General features: G+C 71.5%; 18 protein-coding genes and 2 tRNA genes. 8 read left to right on the top strand and 12 right to left on the bottom strand.

The genetic code is table 11. From position 1 onward, the window contains the following. The first annotated feature begins 150 nt into the window (after positions 1 to 150). Both ACFQE5_RS21040 and ACFQE5_RS21035 read left to right on the top strand, forming a co-directional pair. The gene (locus tag ACFQE5_RS21040) at positions 151 to 1,686 is read left to right on the top strand and encodes a sugar transferase (protein WP_379587492.1); all 1,536 of its coding nucleotides are present in this window, start codon (positions 151 to 153) and stop codon (positions 1,684 to 1,686) included. Positions 1,687 to 1,744: 58 nt separating this feature from the next. Further along, positions 1,745 to 2,371 carry a dTDP-4-dehydrorhamnose 3,5-epimerase family protein gene (locus ACFQE5_RS21035; RefSeq protein ID WP_379587491.1) on the top strand — a complete coding sequence of 209 codons (627 nt, stop codon included), beginning with the start codon at positions 1,745 to 1,747 and terminating at the stop codon, positions 2,369 to 2,371. Here the strand turns inward: ACFQE5_RS21035 and ACFQE5_RS21030 are convergent. The 4 genes from ACFQE5_RS21030 to ACFQE5_RS21015 all read right to left on the bottom strand — a co-directional run bounded on the left by ACFQE5_RS21030 (position 2,296) and on the right by ACFQE5_RS21015 (position 6,432). Beyond that, on the bottom strand, positions 2,296 to 3,714 hold the full coding sequence (locus ACFQE5_RS21030; RefSeq protein WP_379587489.1) for a DUF2252 domain-containing protein: 1,419 nt from the start codon (positions 3,712 to 3,714) through the stop codon (positions 2,296 to 2,298). The genes ACFQE5_RS21035 and ACFQE5_RS21030 overlap by 76 nt on opposite strands. A gap of 308 nt (positions 3,715 to 4,022) precedes the next feature. Continuing rightward, positions 4,023 to 4,460 carry a hypothetical protein gene (locus tag ACFQE5_RS21025; protein WP_379587487.1) on the bottom strand — a complete coding sequence of 146 codons (438 nt, stop codon included), beginning with the start codon at positions 4,458 to 4,460 and terminating at the stop codon, positions 4,023 to 4,025. A 144-nt stretch (positions 4,461 to 4,604) separates the two neighbouring features. Beyond that, entirely contained in the window at positions 4,605 to 5,066 is a 462-nt protein-coding gene (locus tag ACFQE5_RS21020; RefSeq protein ID WP_379587485.1) for an HNH endonuclease, read from the bottom strand. A gap of 253 nt (positions 5,067 to 5,319) precedes the next feature. Beyond that, entirely contained in the window at positions 5,320 to 6,432 is a 1,113-nt protein-coding gene (locus ACFQE5_RS21015; protein WP_379587483.1) for a cystathionine gamma-lyase, read from the bottom strand. Between the two features lie 383 nt (positions 6,433 to 6,815). Between ACFQE5_RS21015 and ACFQE5_RS21010 the strand changes: the two genes are divergently transcribed. Then, positions 6,816 to 8,933 carry an acetate--CoA ligase gene (locus ACFQE5_RS21010; protein ID WP_379587481.1) on the top strand — a complete coding sequence of 706 codons (2,118 nt, stop codon included), beginning with the start codon at positions 6,816 to 6,818 and terminating at the stop codon, positions 8,931 to 8,933. A 56-nt stretch (positions 8,934 to 8,989) separates the two neighbouring features. On the opposite strand, the gene ACFQE5_RS21005 is transcribed toward ACFQE5_RS21010, so the two are convergent. Next, a complete protein-coding gene (locus tag ACFQE5_RS21005; RefSeq protein ID WP_379587479.1) occupies positions 8,990 to 10,012 on the bottom strand; it encodes an NAD(P)H-dependent glycerol-3-phosphate dehydrogenase in 1,023 nt (340 codons plus the stop codon). Next, positions 10,009 to 10,713, bottom strand: coding sequence for a lysophospholipid acyltransferase family protein (locus ACFQE5_RS21000; RefSeq protein ID WP_379587477.1), 705 nt, complete (start codon positions 10,711 to 10,713; stop codon positions 10,009 to 10,011). Before ACFQE5_RS21000 ends, ACFQE5_RS21005 begins: the two co-directional genes overlap by 4 nt. 101 nt (positions 10,714 to 10,814) lie before the next feature. On the opposite strand from ACFQE5_RS21000, the gene cofC reads away from it, so the two are divergent. From cofC to ACFQE5_RS20985, 3 genes are all read left to right on the top strand, one after another. Continuing rightward, positions 10,815 to 11,468: a 2-phospho-L-lactate guanylyltransferase gene (gene cofC / locus ACFQE5_RS20995; protein ID WP_379588064.1), complete on the top strand. Its 654-nt coding sequence runs from the start codon at positions 10,815 to 10,817 to the stop codon at positions 11,466 to 11,468. A 479-nt stretch (positions 11,469 to 11,947) separates the two neighbouring features. Continuing rightward, entirely contained in the window at positions 11,948 to 14,149 is a 2,202-nt protein-coding gene (locus ACFQE5_RS20990; protein WP_379588063.1) for an RNA degradosome polyphosphate kinase, read from the top strand. A gap of 2 nt (positions 14,150 to 14,151) precedes the next feature. Then, positions 14,152 to 15,102 carry an NUDIX hydrolase gene (locus ACFQE5_RS20985; RefSeq protein ID WP_379587475.1) on the top strand — a complete coding sequence of 317 codons (951 nt, stop codon included), beginning with the start codon at positions 14,152 to 14,154 and terminating at the stop codon, positions 15,100 to 15,102. Positions 15,103 to 15,204: 102 nt separating this feature from the next. Here ACFQE5_RS20985 and ACFQE5_RS20980 read toward each other — a convergent pair whose 3' ends face one another. The 3 genes from ACFQE5_RS20980 to leuC all read right to left on the bottom strand — a co-directional run bounded on the left by ACFQE5_RS20980 (position 15,205) and on the right by leuC (position 17,992). Continuing rightward, positions 15,205 to 15,771: an HU family DNA-binding protein gene (locus ACFQE5_RS20980; RefSeq protein ID WP_379587473.1), complete on the bottom strand. Its 567-nt coding sequence runs from the start codon at positions 15,769 to 15,771 to the stop codon at positions 15,205 to 15,207. A 120-nt stretch (positions 15,772 to 15,891) separates the two neighbouring features. Then, positions 15,892 to 16,488 (bottom strand): 3-isopropylmalate dehydratase small subunit, encoded by a 597-nt coding sequence (leuD, locus tag ACFQE5_RS20975; RefSeq protein WP_379587471.1) that lies wholly within the window; start codon positions 16,486 to 16,488, stop codon positions 15,892 to 15,894. A 76-nt stretch (positions 16,489 to 16,564) separates the two neighbouring features. Continuing rightward, entirely contained in the window at positions 16,565 to 17,992 is a 1,428-nt protein-coding gene (gene leuC / locus ACFQE5_RS20970; RefSeq protein ID WP_379587469.1) for a 3-isopropylmalate dehydratase large subunit, read from the bottom strand. Positions 17,993 to 18,073: 81 nt separating this feature from the next. Here leuC and ACFQE5_RS20965 point away from each other — a divergent pair, with 81 nt between their 5' ends. Then, positions 18,074 to 18,784, top strand: a complete 711-nt coding sequence (locus ACFQE5_RS20965; protein ID WP_379587467.1) for an IclR family transcriptional regulator — start codon at positions 18,074 to 18,076, stop codon at positions 18,782 to 18,784. Positions 18,785 to 18,970: 186 nt separating this feature from the next. Next, complete coding sequence (locus ACFQE5_RS20960) at positions 18,971 to 20,722, top strand: Hsp70 family protein (protein WP_379587466.1); 1,752 nt, start codon at positions 18,971 to 18,973, stop codon at positions 20,720 to 20,722. 188 nt (positions 20,723 to 20,910) lie between these two features. Here ACFQE5_RS20960 and ACFQE5_RS20955 read toward each other — a convergent pair. From ACFQE5_RS20955 to gltX, 3 genes are all read right to left on the bottom strand, one after another. Next, a tRNA-Glu gene (locus ACFQE5_RS20955) sits at positions 20,911 to 20,983 on the bottom strand. Positions 20,984 to 21,008: 25 nt separating this feature from the next. Further along, positions 21,009 to 21,080, bottom strand: a tRNA-Gln gene (locus ACFQE5_RS20950). Positions 21,081 to 21,149: 69 nt separating this feature from the next. Next, positions 21,150 to 22,643 carry a glutamate--tRNA ligase gene (gltX, locus tag ACFQE5_RS20945; protein WP_379587465.1) on the bottom strand — a complete coding sequence of 498 codons (1,494 nt, stop codon included), beginning with the start codon at positions 22,641 to 22,643 and terminating at the stop codon, positions 21,150 to 21,152. Between the last annotated feature and the right edge of the window lie 71 nt (positions 22,644 to 22,714).

Genomic DNA, 22,714 nt, shown 5'->3' with positions numbered 1-22,714 from the left:
GTGGTCGAGGGTGGCGGTGTAACGCCCGCCGCCGTGGCCGCGAGCCCTCTCGCGACGCCCCTGGTTGCGGCCCGCGAGCTGCGGTATCCGGGGGGTCCGCTCGCCGGGCGGTTCGGTACCGGCGCAGCGCGCGTAGGCATGAGGGGCGACATGGCTTCAGACGTCGAGTTGACCGACGGGTCGGAGCCGGGTGCGCATACGCGGTCCGCGCCGGGGCCGGCCGCGACTGCGTCCCGGTCCACGTGGGAGTTCGGGCGGCTGCCGGGGGCATCGGTCACCCGCCCGCGCTGGGAGATCCGGTACGCCCGCCTCGTCGTTGCCAACGATCTGCTGGCCATCGCCATCGCGGTGCTCGTCGGGCACCTGTTGCGGCTGGGGAACTACGTGCCCTACTTCGGTGGGTCGACCTCGCCGGGCCTCGGCGTCGTCAGCGGGCTGGTCACGGTGGCCGCGCTGCGGGTGACCGGAGCGTGGGATCCCCGGGTGCTGGGCCAGGGCTCCGACGAGTTCAGCCGGGTGCTCCACGCCCTGACCGCCAGCGCGGTCGTGGTCGGCCTGGGTGGGCTGGCCCTGGAGATCTCCTCCGTGCGGCCCTGGGTGTTCGGGCTCATCCCGCTCGCCGGAGTCCTGACGGTGATCGGCCGGTACCTGCTGCGCCGCTGGCTGCATCGGCACCGCGCCGACGGCCGGTTCACCCATTACGCCCTGGCGGTCGGCACGATCGAGTCGGTCAGCAACCTGATCCGGCGCACCCGGCGCGACTCGCACAACGGCTGGGTCGTGGCCGGTGTGTGCACGCCGACCGGCACCGGTCCCGACGGTGCCCCCGTGGTGCTCGACGTCCCGGTGCTGGGCGACCTCGACTCGGTCAGCGAGATCGTGCGCCGCGGCGAGCACCGGGTGGTGGCCATCGGCGACGCGCCGGGCTGGTCCGGTCGCCGGCTGCATCAGCTCGCGTGGGACATCGAAGGCGTCGGCGCCGACCTCGTCGTCGATCCCGGGTTGATGGAGATCGCGGGCCCGCGGTTGCATGTGGCGCCGGTGGACGGGCTACCCCTGCTCCGGCTGACCGAGCCGGTCTTCACCGGGGTACCGCGGGTGGTCAAGAACGCGATCGACTGGGTGGGCGCGGCCGTGCTGCTGGTGCTGGTCGCCCCGGTGCTGGTCGCCATCGCCGCCGTCGTGAAACTCGACGGTGGCCCGGTGCTGTTCCGCCAGACCCGGGTGGGCCGGCACGGAAAGACGTTCCGGATGCTCAAGTTCCGGTCGATGGTCGTCGACGCCGAGGCACGCCAGGCCGAGCTGATGGCGACCAACGAGGGTGCGGGCCCGTTGTTCAAGCTCAAGAACGATCCGCGGGTGACCCGGGTCGGGGCGGTCCTGCGAAAATACTCACTGGACGAGCTCCCGCAACTGGTCAATGTGCTCACCGGCAGCATGTCACTGGTCGGGCCGCGGCCACCGCTACCCCACGAGGTGGCCACCTATTCCCGCGCCGCCGAGCGCAAGCTCTTGGTCAAACCGGGCCTCACCGGGCTGTGGCAGGTCAGCGGCCGCAGCGATCTGTCCTGGGAGGAGGCGGTCCGGCTCGACCTTCGCTATGTCGAGAACTGGACGCTGGCAATGGACCTGCTCATCCTCTGGAAGACCGTGGGAACCCTTGTTCGCGGAAATGGGGCTTATTGAGATGCGCCGATCATCGCTCGTTCACAACGAATTCGGCCCGCCGACCGAGTACCGAGGAATGCAGACGGCCGAGTTGGCGCTCGCCGGGGTGCTGGTGTTCATCCCCACCCCGCATCATGACGATCGCGGATTCTTCACGCGCACCTTCGACAACGCCGTCGCCCGTCACCACGGCCTGCGGCCGGAACTGTTCGTGCAGGACAGCCAGTCCCGGTCCCGCTACGGGACGATCCGCGGGTTGCACGGCCGCGGCGGCCGCGGCGAGGCCAAGCTGATCCGCTGCGCCCGCGGCGCGGTGTTCGACGTTCTCGTCGACGCCCGCCCGGACTCGCCCACCTTCGGCGAGCATCTGAGCCTGACCCTGGACGACACCCAGTTCGTCCATCTCTACGTGCCCCCCGGATTCCTGCACGGCTTCCAGGCGCTCACCGAGGAGACGGACATCTGCTACCGGATCGACCGCGAGCACGACCCGAGCCAGGACCTCTCGGTGCGTTTCGACGATCCCGCACTCGATATCCGCTGGCCGCTGCCGGTGACCGCGATCAGCGAGAAGGACCTCGGCGCGGGTTCGTGGGACGACCTGGCCGGGCTGCTGTCCGGCGGGTCTCACACCCCCTCCTCACAGGGCAGCACTCCGGCCCGGATCGCCGCCAGCAACGCCGCGTGGTCGCGTTCGGTCTGATCGGCGTAGTCCCTGGCGAATCGGCACATCGCCCGGTCCAGCCGGTCCGAACCGCCGCAGTAACCCGCGATCATCGACGCCCCGCTGGTGCGGGCGTGGCCTTTGGCCAGCAACAGCCCGCAGACCGCGGCATAATCCTCCAGCGCCGAGGCGTCGATGCCGTCGAGGACGATCGCCCCCTTCATGTCCCGGAACTGCCGCACGTAGTACTGCCGGTCCTCCACGGTGGTCCAGCCCAGCAGCGGGTCGCTCACCGTCTGCAGCGCCTGCTGGTACTCCACCACCCGGTTGCCCTGATGGGCGTGCCACGCGTCGTCGCCGTGGACGTACGGCGCGATCACTGAGCGACGGGCCTGTTTGAGCTGCAGGAAGACCACGTCGTCCGGGCTGGAGCCCTCGCACAACGCGATGTAGGCGCGCAGCCCCACCGACCCCACGCCGACGACCTTGTGCGCCACGTCGATGAGCCGGTACCCGCCGAGGATGCGTGCCCAGTGCGGGGGCAGCGTCCGCAGATAGTGGTCGAGCGCCTCGGCGAGCCGCTCGTACTGCTGCGGATCGGGCCGGGTGATCAGCGGCGGCTCCTCGACGATGCGTCGCGCGCCGCCCAACTCACGGGTGAATCGGGGCAGCGCGCGGTCGCTGGTCCGCCGGCGGGCCCGCCGTGCGGCCTGTTCGAACTCGCGGCGGATCGCCTTGCGCGACGCGGTCTGCTGCAGCCGCTCCAGATCGAGCCGTTCGAACGAGCGGGCCAGCAGCGGTTGCTCCGCCAGATTCGCCAGATGCTCCCGATAGGACGCGACGCACCGGCTCACCGCCCGCGCGCAGTCCTGTTCCGAGGCACCGTTCTCCCGGCCCGCGACCCAGACGCTCACCACCAGTCTGCGCAGGTCCCATTCCCAGGCCCCCGGGTGGGCCTCATCGAAATCGTTGAGGTCGAAGACGAGGTCGCGCTCCGGCGAGGCGTAGAACCCGAAGTTGCCCAGATGCGCGTCGCCGCAGATGACCGGCTGAATCCCGGAGGCGGGTAGCGCCGCGAAGTCGGCCGCGTGGATGGCCGCGGCGCCGCGCAGGAACGCGTACGGGGACTTCGCCATCCGGCCGACCCGGACCGGGATCAGCCGTTCGACCCGGCCCTCGTGGCTCGCGATGATCTGCACGACCGGGTCGGCCCGCAGTGGCGGCGGCTCCCAGGTCCCGAGCGACTCACGCGAGGCCCGCTTGCGCAGCCCGCGCCCGATCGCATACCGCTCGGCTCGCGGCGTGGCCGGCAGGCGCAGCGACGCGAAACCCCGCCGGTCCCCCGCCGGCAGCACCGCGTGCCGGTTCAGTTCGTCGTTCATCGGGGGCGACGCCATGTCATTCCCTCTTCCGACCCTCGTACGATCGCCGTTCGGCTCCGAACGCGGCGCTGCGTCGGCTGTACTCATCGCGAACACCGTCGGGACCACCGGCCGACCTCGTCCGCGGTTCCGGCAAGCGCGTGCCGCGCACCAGCGGACGCCGGCCCATGCCCCCGGCTCCGCCCCCGCGGACGATCGCTACGCCGGTCCGCGAGCGAGCTCGTCCTCACGTGCCGCGTTCATCATCCGCCTCCGGTCATCCGGGCGCCGCCCCGGGTCAGGGGGGTACCCGCCGGTGCCCGTCGGCCTCACCGGGCGCTCCGGATGCGCGTCTGCGCCGGCGCCGAGGTGGAGGGGCTGGGCGAGGCCATCGCCGACGCCACGACCGTGGAGGCATCGACCACCGGAGGCACCGGGGCGGCGGCCGTCTGGGCCGGGCGGGGATCATCCGTCCCGGCCGTCCAGCGGTTGGTCGCGGGTGCCGTGGCCTCGACGACAGGTGCGAGCTCGGTCCCCGGGGCCCGTCCGTGCTCCCCCGCGGACCGGGTCGGCGCCTCGACCAGCGGCACCTCGAACATCGCGATACCCGGCCCGGCGACCAGGCTCACCCCGACCATGCCGAGGATCGCCGCGCCCGCCACCCCACCGGCGTAGGCCGCCAGCCGCAACCGCCCAGACCGGTGACCGGGGCCGGTGGGGACGACGGGACAGCTGTGCCGGGTGCCGGTGGTCTCGTCGTCGGTCAACGGCCGTCCCTTCCACCAACATCCCTCGTGGACGGCGCAGGTCGAGCGGGTACGACGCCGCGGTGCCCGCATCGCCGTCCACCGCTACCGGCTTGTCGGCCCGGTGGGACCGGTCGTTACGGGGCCTACGCGCGTCGGCCATCGTCATGCCGCAGCGGTCAGCCACGGCTTCCAGGCCGGCAGTGGTTCGGCTGTGAGCACGAGGACGCCACCCGCCGACCGGCTCGGCGGGGCCGGGTGGGTCCGCAGCGTCCAGCCGAGCTCCTCGATCAGCCGGTCGGCCTTGCGGGAGTTGCACGCTCGACACGCCGCGACGCAGTTCTCCCAAGTGTGCGCACCACCGCGACTGCGCGGCACGACGTGATCGACGGTGTCCGCGCGCTTGCCGCAGTAGGCACAGCGCCGCCCGTCGCGGCGCAGGACACCGGAACGGGTCATCGGTACCGACCGTCGGTAGGGCACCCGCACGTACCGGGACAATCGCATCACCGACGGCGCAGGGATCGACAGGCTCTCGGAGCGGAACGCCGTGCCCTCCAGACAGACCTGGACGCACTCCGCCTTACCGCTGAGCATGAGCAGGATGGCGCGCTTGGCGGTGACCACCGTCAGGGGTTCGAAGCTGGCGTTCAGTAACAGGACCCTGGGCCCCGTCGGGACCGCGCCCGGGCGCGACGCGGCCCCCGGCACCTCCCCTGGATCGGGGTCGGTACCGATGGGGCCAGGTTGTCGATGCGGCACGCGACCACCTCCAGCGGCTCCTCACAGTCGACCATACGGGGGGTGGGTTACGCACGGGTGACGTGCGAGATGTCGCTCAGGTGGACGCAGGCGCGGCCGAGCGCACCGGTCCGCGCGCTCAGCGGCCGACGGCGTCCAGTGCGGCGAGGACGTCGGCCACGAGGTCGGTCGCGTCCTCACACCCCGCGGACAGGCGCACCAGCCCCGGCGGCACGGCGTCGCCCCAGCGCTCGCGCCGGTCGGCAGAGGTGCGCAGGCCGCCGAAGCTGGTCGCCGAGCACACCAGCCGCGATGCCTCGAGAAACCGGGCCACGGCGGCCGCCGAGGCAAGGGTGAACCGCAGCACGCCGTTCCAGCGCCGCATCTGCCGCGCCGCCACCGCGTGCGCCGGATCGTCCTCGAGCCCGGGCCAGCGGACGTCGGACACGGCCGGATGCCCGCGCAGCGCCGTGGCCACTGCCCGGGCGTTGGCCGCCTGGCGCTCCAGCCGTAGGTCCAGGGTGCCCAGCCCGCGGTGGGCGAGCCAGGTCTCCAGGGGTCCGGGTACGGCGCCGCCGCGGCTGCGGGCCGCACGCAGCCGTCCGACGAGCACGGGGTCGGCGGCGCTCACATGTCCGAGGACGACATCGCCGTGTCCGGACACCGCCTTGGTATCGCTGGAAACGACGAGGTCGGCACCGAGCTCGAGCGGGTGCTGCCCCAGCGGCGTCGCGGTGGTGTTGTCGACGGCGACCAGCGCGCCCGCGGCGTGGGCGAGCGCGGCGACGGCGGCGATGTCGCAGACCTCCAGCCCGGGGTTGGACGGGGTCTCCAGCAGGACGAGCGAGGCGCCCTCCAGCACGGCACCGCCCCAGTACCCGGCGGTCGGCACCGTCCGGACCGGCACCCCCAGCGGGGCCAGCTCCTCCTCCGCCAGCGTCCGCGCGAGGTGGTAACCGTCGGCGGGCAGCACGACCGCACGGCCCGGGCGGGCGGTGGTCCGCAGCACCGCGGAGATCGCCGCCATCCCGGAGCTGAACAGCACGCATTCGCCGCCGTCCAGCTCGCCGATCGCCGACTCCAGCGCCCGCCAGGTCGGGTTGTCGACGCGACCGTAGAAGTCGCGCGGCAGCGGGTCGCCCGGGACGCCGAGGTGGAAGGCCGAGGTGAGCACCGGTGCCGGATGCAGCGGCGCGCCCGGCTCGGCCGCCGGGTACCCGCCGTGCACGCAGCGCGTCCCGTCACCCACCATGGCCGCACCTCGTCCCGTTCGCCCTGGTGGCCCGCCCTCGTGCGTGCGTAACAGTGTTCCCACACCGGTCCGCGCTCACGGGTACTCGACCGATTGCCGCTGGCGCGGGCCGGGTGCCTGGGACAGACTGGGGCTGCTCCCGGAGTGTGGGAGGCGGCGAAGGTGACACAGCACCATCTTGCAGGCGAGCTGTCGCTGCTGGTGGCACGGCTGCCGGTCCTCGACACGAACCAGCCCGCGCGGGCCGCCGCCGTCGGCCCACGCCCTCGCGTCGTTCACCCGGCCGGCCGCGCTCGCTGACGAACTCCGCCGGTTCGGCGTCTGCCGTTGCCTGCTCGCCGCGGACCAGGACCGACGTCCGCACGGTGAGGAGATCGAGGCACATGACCGCAGAGCAGGCAGCGCCGGCCTCCGCGGCGCAGATCGCCGTTCACTGGCGCGAGGAGGAGTACCGCCATCCGCCCGCACGGTTCATCGCGCAGGCGAATGCCGGCGACCCGCGCATCCTGGAACGGTTCGGCGAGGACCACTTCCCGGAGTGCTTCAAGGAGTACGCGGACCTGCTGTCCTGGGACGCCTACTGGCACACCACGCTGGACACCTCCAACGCCCCGTTCTGGCGGTGGTTCGTCGGCGGCCGGCTCAACGCCTGCTACAACTGCGTCGACCGGCACCTGCCGTCCAGCCGCAACAAGGCGGCGTTCATCTGGGTGCCGGAGCCGGAGACCGAGCGCACCGAGGCGGTGACCTACCAGGAGCTGTACCGGCGGGTGAACGAGTTCGCCGCGCTGCTGCGGGACTTCTGTCGCGTACGCGTGGGCGACCGGGTGACCTTCCACCTACCGATGGTTCCCGAGCTTCCTGTGTCCATGCTCGCCTGCGCCCGGCTCGGTGTCGTTCATTCGGAGGTGTTCGGCGGCTTCAGCGGCAGCGCATGTGGGGACCGGATCGCCGACTCGGGCAGCCACATCCTGGTGACGATGGACGGGTACTACCGCAACGGTGAGCTGATCGATCACAAGGCCAAGGCCGACGAGGCACTGGCCACGGCTCGGAAGCTCGGCATGGAGGTCGACAAGGTCCTGGTCTGGCGCCGGCACCCCGGCCGATACGCGTCCGCGAGCCCGATGGTCGACGGGCGCGACTACTTCGTCGACGACCTGATCAAGGAGTATCGCGGGCTGCTGGTCGAGCCGGTGTCCATGCCGGCGGAGGCGCCGCTGTTCCTCATGTACACCAGTGGCACGACGGCCCGGCCCAAGGGCTGCCAGCACAGCACCGGCGGCTACCTCGCCTACGTGGCCGGCACGTCGAAGTACTACCAGGACATCCACCCCGAGGACACGTACTGGTGCTTCGCCGACATCGGCTGGATCACCGGGCACTCCTACATCGTCTACGGTCCGCTGGCGCTCGGCACCACCAGCGTGCTCTACGAGGGGGTACCCACCTATCCCGATCCCGGGCGCCCGTGGCGGATCGCGGAACGGCTCGGGGTGACCATCTTCCACACCGCACCCACGACGATCCGGATGCTGCGCAAGCTCGGACCGGACGAACCGGCGAAGTACGACTACCACTTCAAGCACATGACGACGGTGGGCGAGCCGATCGAGCCGGACGTCTGGCGCTGGTACTACGAGGTCGTCGGCAAGCGCGAGGCGGTCATCGTCGACACCTGGTGGCAGACCGAGAACGGCGGGTTCCTGGGCAGCACCCTGCCCGCCCTGCAGCCGATGAAACCGGGCAGCTGCGGCCCGGGAGTACTCGGGATCTATCCCGTGATCTACGACGAGGACCGCAACGTGGTCGAGGCCGGCTCCGGCCGGGCCGGCAACATCTGCATCCGCAACCCGTGGCCGGGCATCTTCCAGACCATCTGGGGGCAGCCCGAGCGATTCGTCCAGCTCTACTACGAGAAGTACTGCCGGAACAAGGACAGCACGGACTGGCACGATTGGCCGTACCTGGCCGGCGACGGCGCGGTGCAGGCGCCCGACGGTTACTTCCGGATCCTCGGCCGGATCGACGATGTCATCAACGTGGCCGGGCACCGGCTGGGGACCAAGGAACTGGAGTCGGCCAGCCTCACCGTCGCCGAGGTCGCCGAGGCCGCCGCCGTCCCCGTCGTCGACGAGCTGCGCGGCCGGGTCGTCGAAATGTACGTCGCGCTCAAGCCCGGCATCGCCGCCTCCGCGGAGATCGAGGCGAAGGTCGCCGGCGCCATCGAGACCGAGATCGGGAAGATCGCGCGGCCACGGAGCGTCTGGATCGTCCCGGACATGCCCAAGACCCGCTCCGGAAAGATCATGCGCAGGGTCATCGCCGGGATCTCCAACTTCGCCGACGTCGGCGATGTGTCGACGCTCGCGAACCCGGAGATCGTCGACGACATCCGCCATCGCGTCCAGGGTGTGAAGGTGAGCCGCGGGGAGGTTCCGCGTGAGCTGTCCTCACAGGAGGTCGAGGAGATCACGGCGTTCGGTCGGGCCGAGGGGTGACGACGGGCGGCGGTGGGTCGCCCGCGCCACCCGGCGGACCGGCGAGACCACCGGGCTCACCGGTACTCGGGCTTGTAGGACCGGCTGATCAGCTCCTTGGCCATCGCCGACGGGGAGAGGTCCTCGTGGCAGACCCGCCGCACCGCGTCGGCGATCGGGAGCTCGACGCCGTGCCGTTCGCCCAGCTCGCAGATCGACAGGCACGACTTCACCCCCTCGGCCACCTGCCCGTGGTTGGCCCGTTCGGCCTCGGCGAGGGTCTCGCCCCGGCCCAGTCGCTCACCGAAGGTCCGGTTGCGCGACAGCGGCGACGAACAGGTGGCGACGAGGTCGCCCAGTCCGGCGAGCCCGGCGAAGGTCAGCGGGTCGGCCCCGAGCGCGATCCCGAGCCGGGAGACCTCGGCCAGCCCCCGGGTGATCACCGACGCCCGGCTGTTGTCGCCCAACCCCATCCCGGCCGCGATCCCGACCGCCAGCGCGATGACGTTCTTGCCCGCCCCACCCAGCTCACAGCCGAGGACATCGGTGTTGGTGTAGGCCCGGAAGTAGCCGGTCGCGCAGGCGTTCTGCAGGGCCACCGCACGGTCGTGGTCGACGCAGGCGATCACCGTCGCGGTCGGCTCGCAGTGCGCGATCTCCAGCGCCAGGTTCGGCCCGGAGACGACGGCCACCTGGTCCTGCGGCACCCGCGCCATCTCGACGATCAGCTCGCTCATCCGCTTGAGCGTGCCCAGCTCGACGCCCTTGGCCAGGCTCACCAGGGTGCACCCCGACGGGAGCAGGTCGCGCCAGCGGGCGAGGTTCGACCGCAGCGTCTGGGACGGTACCGCGAAGACCACGGCGTCGGCGCCCTCGAGCGTCTCCCCCGCGTCGCTCGACGCCGAGAGCCGTTCCGGCAGGGTGATCCCCGGTAGGTAGCCGGGGTTGGTCCGGCGTTCGTTGATCGCGGCCGCGACCTCGGGCCTGCGGGCCCACAGCGTGACGTCACGACCCGCGTCGGCCAGCACCTTGGCAAAGGTCGTTCCCCACGAACCGGCGCCGAGCACAGCCACCCGCCGTACCTCATCCGTCCGACTCACGATGCACCCCCACGGTAGAACTGGGCGGGGGCAGGCTCCCCACGCACCTCGACGAGTAGATCCCGCACCCGCGTCATCAGCAGGTCGGTGACCTCGCGCAGCACCACGGCGTCGATCGGCCGCCCGCGGTAGGCCGACAGATCGATCGGAGCCCCGGCCCGCACGGTGATCGTCCGACGCGGGAACGGCCGGAACCTCCTGTTGTAGTGGTCGTAGACCTCCCGGGTGCCCCAGTGCACCACCGGCAGCACCGGAACGTCCGACGTCAACGCGAGCCGGGCGGCACCGGTTCGGGCATGCATCGGCCAACCCGCCGGATCGCGGGTGATCGTGCCCTCCGGGTAGATCACAACGATCTTGCCTTCGTGCAGCGCCTCCGTCGCGGCGCGCAGGCTCTGCCCGGCATCGGCGGACTGTCGATAGACCGGGATCTGACCGGTGCCGACCAAGATCTTGCCGAGCATCGGCACCTTCCACAGGCTGTGCTTGGCCAGGAACCGCGGCATCCGGCGGGCCCGATGCACATACAGCGCGGTGTGGACCGGATCCAGGTAGGAGATGTGGTTGGCCACCAGCAGCGCCCCACCCCGCGCGGGGAGGTGCTCGCTTCCCTCGTAGCGGACCCGGCCCGTCACGAAGCCGATCGGGTAGAAGAAGACCGCGGCGAACTTCTCCCAGAACCCACCATTTTCCCGACTCACCCCTAGCCTCCCGCCTTGCGATCTCCGGCTGAGTCTTCCCGGCCGGAGCCGCCTGGTCCACCACGGGAGGATGCGACGATGGACCCGTGTCCACCCCGCGAATGCGGACCATCGATCTGGTGGTCCCGATCAAGCCGCTGCGCGCCGCCAAGTCCCGGCTGCGCGGCGCCGCCGACAACGGCGTGGGTGAGGCGGCGGCGCACGAACGGCTCGCGCTCGCGATCGCCCTCGACACCGTCGCCGCGGCGCGCGCCGCCGATCGCGTCCGGACCGTGCTGGTGGTGACCTCGGACGCCACGGTCACCGCCGAGCTCGCCGCCGAGGGCGTCGCCGTGGCCCCGGACGGTCCCGCCGCCGGGCTGAACCCCGCGCTGCGCCACGGCGCCGACGTGCTGCGGGCACACGATCCGTGCGCGGCCGTCGGCGCCCTTCAGGCCGATCTGCCCGCGTTGCGTCCCGCTGAACTCGACGAGGCGATCGCGATGGCCGCGGCCGTGTTCGCGGCGGGCCGGGCGCGTCGCGCCTTCTGCGCCGACGCTCGCGGCGAGGGCACGACGCTGTTGCTCAGTGCCCCGGCCACGGCGCTGAACCCGCGGTTCGGCCCCGGTTCGGCCGGCCGCCACCGCCGCTCCGGCGCCTATCCGCTGCCGGGTGAGTGGCCCGGGCTGCGCCGCGATGTCGACACCGGGGACGACCTGCTGTGTGCCGCCGGTCTCGGCGTGGGGCGACGGACGCGCGGGGTGCTGACGCCGTGAACCACCGTCGCGGTGATGATTTCGGTATTCGTCGGAAACCAGAAATTCACCTTGCAGTCGCCCGGGGGAGGTGAGGCCGGGACCCCCGGGGTGCGCCACAATGTCTTACCGTGAGTCGCGACGCCCGCACCTCGGATCCGCATCCTTCCGACTCCTCGCCCAGCCAGCCGGACAAGGCCCCGACGAAGGACACCAGCGGCAGCTCGCGCCGTGCCGACGCCTCACGAACCTCGCGTCGCGCCCCACGCCCCTCGGCCCGGCGGGAGAGCCTCGCCGGACGGTCCGCGCCGGACTCCGCCGCACCCGGCACGGGTTCGGCGGGTACGGGACGCCCCCGGACCGCCGCGCGCGGAGCCGGTTCCAGCCGGTCGGCCAAGGGCGCCGCGGCCTCCGCCGCCTCCACCGTCGCCGCGTCCTCCGCCGGGGTGCGCGTCTCGGCTCCCATCCCCCCGCCGACGGCGCCCGACCCGGCCGAGTCCATGCCGGGCCCGCCCGCCGAAGCGCCCAACTCCACCGCGACCGTGCCCTCGCGGAGCGTCCCGCCCGACTCGGCGCTGGGCGCGCCGATCGGCCCGCCCGCCCCGACCACTGCCGCGGCCGGCTCGGGCCTGCCCGACGATCGCTATCTCAACCGCGAGCTGTCCTGGCTCGACTTCAACGCGCGGGTGCTCGCGCTGGCCGAGGACCCGAGCCAGCCCCTGCTCGAACGGGCGAAGTTCTTGGCGATCTTCGCCAGCAACCTCGACGAGTTCTACATGGTCCGCGTCGCCGGGCTGAAGCGCCGCGACGACACCGGACTGGCCGTCCGCAGCGCCGACGGGCTGTCCCCGCGTGAACAGCTGGCCCGCATCGCCGTCCGCAGCCAGGTGCTCGCCAGGGCCCACTCCGAGGTGTTCCTCGACCAGGTCCGCCCCGAGCTCGCCGAACAGGGCATCCACGTCAAGCGCTGGCCGGATCTCACGGCCGCGCAGCGGGAGCGGCTCTCGGAGTACTTCTCCGCTCAGGTCTTCCCGGTGCTCACCCCGCTCGCGGTCGATCCGGCGCACCCCTTCCCCTATATCTCGGGGCTCTCGCTCAACCTGGCCGTGACCGTGCGCGACCCCGAGGGCCGCACCGAGCGGTTCGCCAGGGTCAAGGTTCCCAACAACGTGCCGCGGCTCGTGCGCGTCGAGAGCGAGGAGCCGGGCGAGGTCACCTTCCTGCCGATCGAAGACCTGATCTCGGCCCACCTCGGTGAACTGTTCACCTCGATGGAGGTGACCGAGGTGCACGCGTTCCGGGTCACCCGCAACGCCGACCTCGAGGTCGAGGAGGACCGCGACGAGGACCTGCTGCAGGCCCTCGAACGCGAGCTGGCCCGGCGCCGGTTCGGTCCGCCGGTGCGTCTCGAGGTCGTCGACACGATGAGCGAGCACGTGCTGGAGCTGCTGCTGCGGGAGCTCGACGTCGACCCGAGCGACGTCGTCACCGTGCCCGGGCTGCTCGATCTCACCGCCCTGTGGCAGGTCTACGCCGTCGACCGGCCGGACCTCAAGGACGAGCCGTTCGTTCCCGCGACGCATCCGGCGTTCGGCGAGCGGGAGATCCCGCGCAGCATCTTCGCCACCCTGCGCGAGGGCGACGTGCTCGTGCACCATCCCTACGACTCGTTCTCCACCAGCGTGCAGCGGTTCATCGAGCAGGCCGCGGCCGATCCGGACGTCCTGGCGATCAAGCAGACGCTCTACCGTACCTCCGGCGACTCCCCGATCGTCGACGCGCTGATCGAGGCGGCCGGAGCGGGCAAGCAGGTCGTCGCGCTCGTGGAGATCAAGGCACGGTTCGACGAGCAGGCCAACATCCGCTGGGCGCGCGAGCTGGAGAAAGCGGGCGTGCACGTCGTCTACGGGTTGGTGGGGCTGAAGACGCACTGCAAGACCTCGATGGTGGTCCGCCAGGAGGGCTCCACCATCCGTCGCTACTGCCACATCGGGACCGGCAACTACAACCCCAAGACCGCCCGGCTCTACGAGGACATCGGGGTGCTCACCGCCGACCCGGAGATCGGTGCCGACCTCACGAACCTGTTCAACTCGCTCACCGGGTACTCCCGGCAGATGCAGTACCGCAGCCTCCTGGTGGCCCCCTACGGGGTGCGCCGGGGCATCGTGCGACGCATCGAGGGGGAGGTCGAGGCGCATCACCGGGGCGACCGGCAGGCCCGGATCCGGATCAAGGTCAACTCGCTGGTCGACGAGCAGGTGATCGACGCGCTGTACCGGGCCTCGCAGGCCGGCGTCCCGGTCGACGTCGTGGTGCGGGGGATCTGCGCGCTGCGTCCCGGCAGGCCGGGTCTGTCGGAGAACATCCGGGTCCGCTCCATCCTCGGCCGCTTCCTCGAGCACTCCCGCGTCTTTCACTTCGCCGCCGCGGACGAATACTGGATCGGCAGCGCCGACATGATGCACCGCAACCTCGACCGCCGGGTCGAGGTGCTGTTGCGCGTCGCCGACCCGAGGTTGGCCGGCCAGCTCGGCGACGTCTTCGACTCCTGTCTGAATCCGGCCACCCGCTGCTGGACGCTGCAGGCCGACGGGGGCTGGGAGCCCTCGCCGCCACCGGGCGCCGATATCGACGAGGTTCGTGACCATCAGGCCGAGATGATGACCCGGCACGCGCTCGTCGCGGCGGGCGCGGAATGAGCGTGTCCGATGTCGTGACCGCACAGGACACCGCAGGCGTCGACGTACTCGCCGCCGGCGCCGTCCTGTGGCGGTTCGCCGAGGACGACAGCGCCGACCCGGCGGGCTTGCGGGTCGCGCTGGTGCATCGGCCGCGCTATGACGACTGGTCGCTGCCCAAGGGCAAGCTCGACGCGGGCGAGACCCTGCCCGCCGCCGCCGTCCGCGAGGTCACCGAGGAGACGGGCTGTCACCTACGGCTCGGCGAGCGGCTCGGCGACGTGCGCTACGCGGTGGCCGGCGCCACGAAGCTGGTTCGCTACTGGGCCGGTCAGGCCCGTTCCGGCGGCCCGGGCTTCAGCCCGAACCACGAGACCGACGAGCTGCGCTGGCTCTCCCCGGCCGAGGCGATGGACATGCTGTCCTACGACCGCGACCGGGAGATCCTCGGCCGGTTCGCCGCCCGGCCGGTGCCGAACTCGGTGCTGGTGCTGGTCCGGCATGCCAAGGCGGGTGCTCGGCGGGACTGGACCGGTGAGGACGCCCTTCGCCCGCTGTCGCCGGCGGGCCACGCCCAGGTCACGGGGCTCACGACGCTGCTGTCGCTGTTCGGTCCCGACCGGGTCCACAGCGCACCCCCGATGCGCTGCCGGCAGACCGTCATCCCCCTCGCCGCCCGGTTGGGCCTCGATGTCGTCGATGAGCCCCTGCTCGGCGACATCGGCTACCAGAACGACCCGGCAGCCAGCCTGGCCCGGCTGCACGATCTCGCGGCGCTGCCCGGCGTGACGGTGCTGTCCAGCCAGGGCGCCGTGATCCCCTGGCTGGTCGATCGGCTCACCGCCGAAGCCGGACTGACCCTGGCCCTGCCGTCCGATGGCGACATCCCGGCGGCCAAGGGCAGCTCCTGGGTCCTGGGTAGCCGAGACGGCCGCACCCTCTTCGCCGACCACTACCCCACCCCCACCGGCTGACCACCCCCGCGAGTCGGGGTATTTCCGTGCGCGAGTCGGGGTATTTCCGTGCGCGAGTCGGGGTATTTCCGTCCGCGAGTCGGTCGGGCCGCGTCGAGCGGGCTACTTCTTGGCCTTGGCCGTCTTCCGGGCGGGCTTGGCGGTGGCCTCGGCCGTCGGCTTCCCGGCTGCCTTCGCCGTCGACTTCCCCGATGCCTTGGTCGCCGTCTTCGAGGTGGCCTTGGTGTCGGCGACCTTCGCCGACCTGTTCTCGGAGAACGGCGCCGACGCCTTGGCCTTGCCTGACGACCGGGCGGGCTTCGCCTTCGGCGTCGTCTTTGCCTCGACCGCCGGTGACGCCGCCGCGGCCGGTGTGCGCCGGGGCCTGCGGGCCGGGGCCGGACGAGAAGGCGCGCCGTTCCCGCTCACCAACGACTTGAAGCTCGTGCCTGGCCGGAACGCTGGAACGGTCGTCGCCGGGACGCTGACCGTCTCCCCGGTACGCGGGTTGCGCGCGACGCGCGGTGCGCGGGCCCGGGCCTCGAAGACGCCGAAGCCGGTGAGCGAGACCGAGCCGCCGGAACCGACGGTGTCCACAATGATCTCGAGCAGTCCGTCGACGGCCGAGGCCGCGGTCCGCCGGTCACCGAGGCGCGCTGCGAGCGCGTCCACAAGCTGGGATTTGTTCATGGATGCGCACCGTAGAGCCTTCGGGCACGCAACACCAGGCACAACGCCAAAAAACCCCTTGCCGTGCAACGAGTGTTTCCGACGAGTCGTTGCGCGGCAAGGGGCTTCGACCGGAGTAGGTCAGCGAACCGGTGTGGTGACCGGCAGTCGAGCCGGACGACGGGCCTCGAACGCGGCGATGTCGTCGGTGTGGCGCAGGGTGAGCCCGATGTCGTCGAGCCCTTCCAGCAGGCGCCACCGCGTGTAGTCGTCGATCTCGAACGGGACGGTCAGATCCTTCGCCCTCACCGACTTCTCCCGCAGATCGACGGTGACCTCGGTACCGGGCTCGTTCTCCAACACCTCCCACAGCGCCTCGACGTCGGGCTGCGCGACCTGCGCGGCGATCAGGCCCTGCTTCGCGGAGTTACCCCGGAAGATATCCGCGAAGCGCGAGGAGACGACCACGCGAAAGCCGTAGTCCATCAGCGCCCATACGGCGTGCTCGCGCGACGAGCCGGTACCGAAGTCCGGACCGGCCACCAGCACCGATCCCCGGGAGAAGGGCTCGACGTTGAGAATGAAGTTCTCGTCGGCCCGCCAGGCCGAGAACAGCCCGTCGGCGAATCCGGTGCGGGTCACTCGCTTCAGGTACACGGCCGGGATGATCTGGTCGGTGTCCACGTTGGACCGGCGCAGCGGGACTCCGATGCCCGTGTGTGTGGTGAACGGTTCCATGCTCGGGAATTCCCTCCTCATTCGGGGTCGTGAGTGCCCAGCAGTGTGGGAACACTGTTACGCACTCACAGGCGCGTCAGCGCAGGTCCTCGGGCGAGGACAGCGTGCCGCGGACGGCCGTCGCCGCGGCCACCAAGGGGGAGACGAGATGGGTCCGCCCGCCCTTGCCCTGCCTGCCTTCGAAGTTCCGGTTCGATGTGGACGCGCTGCGCTCCCCCGGTGCCAGCTGGTCCGGGTTCATGCCCAGACACATCGAACATCCTGCGGAACGCCATTCGGCCCCGGCCGCGGCGAAGACCTTGTCGAGGCCCTCCTGCTCGGCCTGGGCGCGCACGCGCATCGACCCGGGCACGACCAGCATCCGGACACTGTCGGCGATCTTGCGTCCGTCCAGGACCTTCGCGGCGGCGCGAAGATCCTCGATCCGGCCGTTGGTGCAGGAGCCGACGAACACGGTGTCGATGGCGATCTCGCGCAGCGGAGTGCCTGCCCGCAGCCCCATGTAGGCCAGGGCCTTTTCCGCGGCCGCCCGCTCGTTCGCGTCGGCGATCTGCGCCGGGTCCGGCACGCTCGCGCTGAGCGGGAGGCCCTGGCCGGGATTGGTCCCCCAGGTCACGAACGGGGTGAGCGCGTCGGCGTCGATGTGGATCTCGGCGTCGAACACCGCGTCGTCATCGGTCCGCAACTCCCGCCACGCGGCGACGGCCTCGTCCCACGCCGGGCCCGACGGCGCGTGGTCGCGCCCCTTCAGGTAGGCGAATGTCGTCTCATCCGGGGCGATCATGCCCGCCCGGGCGCCCGCTTCGATCGACATGTTGCAGATCGTCATCCGGGCCTCCATCGAGAGCCCCTCGATGACGTTGCCTCGGTACTCCAGGACGTAGCCCTGCCCCCCGCCGGTGCCGATCTGCGCGATCATCGCCAGGACGACGTCCTTGCTCGTGACCCCCGGCCGCAGGGTGCCGTCGGCGCTGTTGACGTTGATCGCCATGGTCTTGAACCGCTTGAGCGGCAATGTCTGAGTGGCCAGCACATGCTCCACCTCGGAGGTGCCGATGCCGAAGGCCAGCGCACCGAACGCACCATGGGTGGAGGTGTGACTGTCCCCGCACACGACCGTCAGGCCGGGCTGGGTGAGCCCCAGCTGCGGACCCACCACGTGCACGATGCCCTGCTCGGCGTGGTTCATCGGGTAGAGCGGGACGCCGAACTCCGCACAGTTGCGCCGCAGCGTCTCCACCTGCGTGCGCGAGACGGGGTCCGCGATCGGCGCCAACACGTCGAGGGTCGGAACGTTGTGGTCCTCGGTGGCCAGGGTGAGGTCGGGCCTGCGCACCTTCCGGCCGGCCAGCCGAAGGCCGTCGAACGCCTGCGGGCTCGTGACCTCGTGCACCAGATGCAGGTCGATGTAGAGCAGGTCGGGCTCCGACCCCTCCGCCCTGCGGACCAGGTGCTGATCCCAAACCTTCTCGGCCAGCGTGCGTCCCGCCCCGCGATTCGTCACGGCGCTGCCTCCTGTTCGATGTGCGGCCCCGAGTGGGGGATGGTATGGATTTCCCATATATTGGGAAGCTAGTATCGAGGCATGAGACAGTCTAGCGGTATCGGGGTGCTCGACAAGGCCGTGGGGGTCTTGCGGGCGGTGGCCACCGAGCCGTGTGGGCTGTCCGAGCTGTGCGAGCGCACCGGGCTGCCGCGGGCCACCGCCCATCGTCTCGCCGTCGGGCTCGAGGTGCACGGTTTGCTGCACCGCGACGCCGACGGCCGATGGCGCCCCGGCCCGGCGCTCGCCGAACTCGCCAGCGGTCACGGCGACCCACTGCTCGAGGCGGCCGCGGCCGTGCTTCCGCGGCTGCGCGACATCACCGGAGAGAGTGTGCAGCTCTATCGGCGCGATGGCATCCACCGAGTCTGTGTCGCCGCCGCCGAGCCGGTCAGCGGCTTGCGCGACACCGTCCCGATCGGCACTCGGCTGCCGATGAACGCGGGTTCCGGGGCCAAGGTCCTCGCCGCCTGGTCCGACCCCGCCACTCAGCGCGCCGTACTCGCCGACGCGACCTTCACCGACCGGGTGCTGCTCGATGTCCGCCGTCGCGGCTGGGCGCAGAGCGTCGCCGAACGCGAGGCGGGTGTGGCGAGCGTCTCCGCCCCCGTCCGCGACGGTGCCGGGAACGTCGTTGCCGCCGTCTCCGTGTCCGGCCCGGTCGACCGGATCGGCCGACGCCCCGGCGCACGTTGGGCTACGGACCTCCTGGCGGCCGCCGAGGCGCTGCAACATCGGCTCAGAACCGGCTGATCACAGCCTGACCAAGGCGCCACACGACCGGCCTGACGGTGGCGCGCCACCGCGGCCCAGCTCCCGTCCGGCCCACAGATCGTCCGGCCCCGTCCGGGAAATCGAACACCGTGACGCTAACGTGACCTCCGCTGCGGCCGATGAGTCCGCAGAGCACGAACCTGCGTCCAGACGAAATGAGCGACGATGAGCTACCTCCTCGGTATCGATCTGGGGACGACGTATACCGCGGCGGCGGTCTGCCGGTCGTCGGGCCATGGCTGGGTCGAGCCCGAGATGGTGAGTCTGGGTGATCGGTCGATCGATGTGCCGTCGGTGTTGTTCGTGGCCGGTGATGGGTCGGTGGTGGTGGGGGAGGCGGCCGAGCGGCGGGCGGTGACCGATCCGGATCGGGTGGTGCGGGAGTTCAAGCGGCGGGTGGGGGATCCCACGCCGGTGGTGGTGGCCGGGCGGGCGTGGGCGGCCGAGGAGTTGTCGGCGCGGTTGGTGCGCTGGGTGGTGGATCGGGTGGCCGAGCGGGAGGGGGGGCCGGCGGCGGCGATCGCGGTGGCGCATCCGGCGGCGTGGGGGGCGCATAAGCGGGAGTTGTTGGCCGGGGCGTTGCGTCGGGTGGGGTTGGTGGTGACGTTCGTGGCCGAGCCGCAGGCCGCGGCGGTGCATTATGCCGGGGCGGAGCGGGTCGAGGCGGGCGCGCGGATCGCGGTGTACGACCTGGGTGGGGGGACCTTCGATGCGGCAGTGGTGCGCAAGGGGGATCCGGGTGCGGGTGGGGCCGGGTTCGGGTTGCTGGGGCGGCCGGAGGGGATCGAGCGGCTGGGTGGGGTGGATTTCGACCAGGCGGTGTTCGATCATGTGTTGGCCGGGTGTCCGGAGGCGTTCGAGGGGTTGGACGAGGCGGATCCGGCGGTGCTGGGGGCGGTGGCGCGGGTGCGGCGGGAGTGCACCGAGGCCAAGGAGGCGCTCAGTGCCGATACCGAGGTGACGGTGCCGGTGGTGGTGCCCGGGGTGCAGGCCTCGGTGCGGTTGCATCGCAGCGAGTTCGAGCAGATGATCCGGCCGCGGGTGGAGGAGACGGTGGCCGCGTTGCGTCGGGCGGTGGACTCGGCCGGGTTGACCCCCGAGCAGCTGACCGCGGTGTTGCTGGTCGGCGGGTCCTCGCGGATCCCGCTGGTGGCCCAGCTGGTGTCCGAGCAGCTGGGCCGGCCGGTCGCGGTGGACGCCGACCCCAAGAACGCCATCGCCAAGGGTGCGGTGCTGACGATGGTTCCGGCGCCGGCGGACACCGCCGAGCAGACCAAGGTCGTCGCGAGCGGCGTCCCGCCCACCCCATCGCCCGATGTCCGGCCGTCCCCGCTGCCCCCGCCCCCACCACCGAAAAACAGCCTCGCCGCCGCTGCCGGGCCGATCGCCGGGGCCGGGCCTGCCTTCGGGCCGGACCCCCGCACCGGTGAGCTCCCCACGACGGCCGCGGAGCCCGGCACCGGGTATCACCCCGACGAGCCGAGCCGGGGCTACGCCGGACCCGACCATGCCTCGGAACCCGGCGCCCGCCGCAGGCCGGTGCTGCTGGTCGGCGCGGGCGGGGCGGTCGCGGTGCTGGCGATCGTCGGTGCGGTGCTGTTGTGGCCACAGGGTGGTCCGACCAGCAGCGCCACCACGCGCATCGACCCCGGAGCCCCCACCCCCACCCTCGTCGAGGAGCCGTCGACGCCGGTGCGCAACGAACCCGTCCTGGAGCCGGATCCGCGCGGCGTGACCCGGGCCCCGCAGACGTCCGCTCCGCTCCCGCCGCCGCCGGTCGTTCCCCCGCCGGTGACGACGACGCCGCCGGTTGTGACGACCACGAAACCACCGACGACGCCACCGACGACGACGCCGCCGGTCGTGACGACCACGAAACCACCGACGTCGCCACCGACAACGGCGGCCGCTTCCTGAGGCCGGATCGCGCCTGCGCGGCCTGGTCGCGACGAGGGATGCGGGCGCGTTTGCGCGGGCACAGCAACGCGTCCTGCGCGACGATCCCGACGGGGCCGGGTGCGCCCACCGTTCGGACCGCACCGGCCACCGGCCCGAAACGGAAAGGGCCCCCGCTCCAGATCTCCGGAGCGGGGGCCCTTCCGTTGTAGCCCCGACGGGATTTGAACCCGCGCTACCGCCTTGAGAGGGCGGCGTCCTAGGCCGCTAGACGACGGGGCCTCGGGAAACGTTTATGGCGTTTCCGCTGGGGTACCAGGACTCGAACCTAGACTAACTGAACCAGAATCAGTCGTGCTGCCAATTACACCATACCCCAATGGATCACGTTCACCGGGGGCCCAGCTCGCGAGTTGAGAACCGGTGTCCGTGTCCTGCGCGAGCCACTCTAGCGGACCCCTCCAGCCCGCTCCAAACCGGCCCTCAGTCGATGCAACGACCGATCCCGGCCGAGCAGTTCCATCGACTCGTACAGCGGCGGAGAGACCGTCCGACCACTCACGGCGACCCGCACCGGGGCGAAGGCCTTGCGTGGCTTGAGCCCCAGACCGTCGACCAGGGAGGCCTTCAGAGCCGCCTCGATATCCGTGCTCGTCCAGCTCTCGACGGCATCCAGGCTGGTCAGGGCCGCATCGAGGACGGGGGCGGCGTCCGGGCCCAGCGCGGCCTGCGCGGCCGTCTCCTCCGGAACGAACGCCGCCTCATCGACGAACAGGAACCGCAGCATCCGCGCGGCGTCGGAGAGGACCACGCTGCGCTCCTGCACCAGGGGGGCCGCCGCGGCGAGCAGCGCGCGCTGCTGGGCGGTGGGCGTGCCGATGATCACACCTTCCGAGCGGAGGAACGGCTCGACCCGCCGGGCGAACTCCTCGGCCGGCAGCCGCCGCAGGTGTGCGGAATTGATCGCCTCGGCCTTCTTGAGATCGAATCGGGCGGCGTTGGAGGAAACGCGGGAAACGTCGAACGCGGCCACCATTTCATCGAGGGTGAACACGTCGCGATCCTCCGCTATCGCCCATCCGAGCAGGGCCAGATAGTTGAGCAGCCCTTCGGGAGTGAATCCGCGGTCACGGTAGAGGAACAGATTCGACTGCGGATCGCGCTTGGAGAGCTTGCGATTTCCCTCACCGGTCACGAGCGGCAGATGCGCATAGATCGGCGGCCCGCTGCCGATGCCGACCCTGGCGAACGCCTCGAACAGCGCGATCTGCCGCGGCGTCGAGGAGAGCAGGTCCTCGCCGCGCAGCACATGGGTGATCTCCATGAGTGCGTCGTCGAGGGGGTTGGTCAGCGGGTAGAGCGGGGTGCCGTCGCCGCGGGCGAGCACGAAGTCGGGCACCGAACCCGCCCGGAAGGTCACCTCGCCGCGGATGAGGTCGGTGAACCCGATGTCGCGGTCGGGCATCCGCAGCCGGTAGACCGGCGTCCGGCCCTCGGCGCGGAACGCGGCCTTCCGCTCGGCGGTGAGGTCGCGGTCGGCGTTGTCATAGCCGAGCTTCGGGTCACGGCCCGCCGCGCGGTGCCGGGCCTCGATCTCCTCGGCGGTCGAGTAGGACTCGTAGGCCTCCCCCGCCTCGACCAGCCGCTGCAGCGCGTCGGCATACAGCGCGCCGCGCTCGCTCTGCCGGTACGGCGTGTGTGGCCCACCGACCTCGGGGCCCTCGTCCCATTCGAGTCCGAGCCAGCGCAGGGCGTCGAGGATCGCCTCGTAGGACTCGACGGTGTCCCGACTGGCGTCGGTGTCCTCGATGCGGAAGACGAACGTACCGCCGTGATGGCGGGCGTGGGCCCAGTTGAACAGCGCCGTACGGATGAGTCCGACGTGCGGCGTGCCCGTGGGTGACGGACAGAATCGCACCCGGACCTGCGAAGGAGTGCTCACGGCACCATCGTGCCGCGTCGCCGTTCGACGCTTCGGGCTGGCCCCCCGGTCCCCACCGCCCTACAGTTCAA

Source organism: Pseudonocardia hispaniensis (assembly GCF_042658695.1).
Taxonomy (GTDB): Bacteria; Actinomycetota; Actinomycetes; order Mycobacteriales; family Pseudonocardiaceae; genus Pseudonocardia; species Pseudonocardia hispaniensis.
The sequence above is the reverse complement of the archived record's forward strand: the minus strand, read 5'-3'. Positions and strand labels throughout refer to the sequence as shown.

What these genes read in the sequence shown, in the direction of transcription:
- ACFQE5_RS21010 (WP_379587481.1), top strand. Translation starts at nt 6,816, where the DNA reads ATGACCGCAGAGCAGGCAGCGCCGGCCTCCGCGGCGCAGATCGCCGTT.
- ACFQE5_RS21030 (WP_379587489.1), bottom strand. Translation starts at nt 3,714, where the DNA reads ATGAACGACGAACTGAACCGGCACGCGGTGCTGCCGGCGGGGGACCGG.
- ACFQE5_RS21035 (WP_379587491.1), top strand. Translation starts at nt 1,745, where the DNA reads ATGCAGACGGCCGAGTTGGCGCTCGCCGGGGTGCTGGTGTTCATCCCC.
- ACFQE5_RS20965 (WP_379587467.1), top strand. Translation starts at nt 18,074, where the DNA reads ATGAGACAGTCTAGCGGTATCGGGGTGCTCGACAAGGCCGTGGGGGTC.
- ACFQE5_RS20980 (WP_379587473.1), bottom strand. Translation starts at nt 15,771, where the DNA reads ATGAACAAATCCCAGCTTGTGGACGCGCTCGCAGCGCGCCTCGGTGAC.
- ACFQE5_RS21015 (WP_379587483.1), bottom strand. Translation starts at nt 6,432, where the DNA reads ATGGTGGGTGACGGGACGCGCTGCGTGCACGGCGGGTACCCGGCGGCC.
- ACFQE5_RS20990 (WP_379588063.1), top strand. Translation starts at nt 11,948, where the DNA reads ATGCCGGGCCCGCCCGCCGAAGCGCCCAACTCCACCGCGACCGTGCCC.
- ACFQE5_RS21040 (WP_379587492.1), top strand. Translation starts at nt 151, where the DNA reads ATGGCTTCAGACGTCGAGTTGACCGACGGGTCGGAGCCGGGTGCGCAT.
- ACFQE5_RS20960 (WP_379587466.1), top strand. Translation starts at nt 18,971, where the DNA reads ATGAGCTACCTCCTCGGTATCGATCTGGGGACGACGTATACCGCGGCG.
- cofC (WP_379588064.1), top strand. Translation starts at nt 10,815, where the DNA reads ATGCGGACCATCGATCTGGTGGTCCCGATCAAGCCGCTGCGCGCCGCC.
- leuD (WP_379587471.1), bottom strand. Translation starts at nt 16,488, where the DNA reads ATGGAACCGTTCACCACACACACGGGCATCGGAGTCCCGCTGCGCCGG.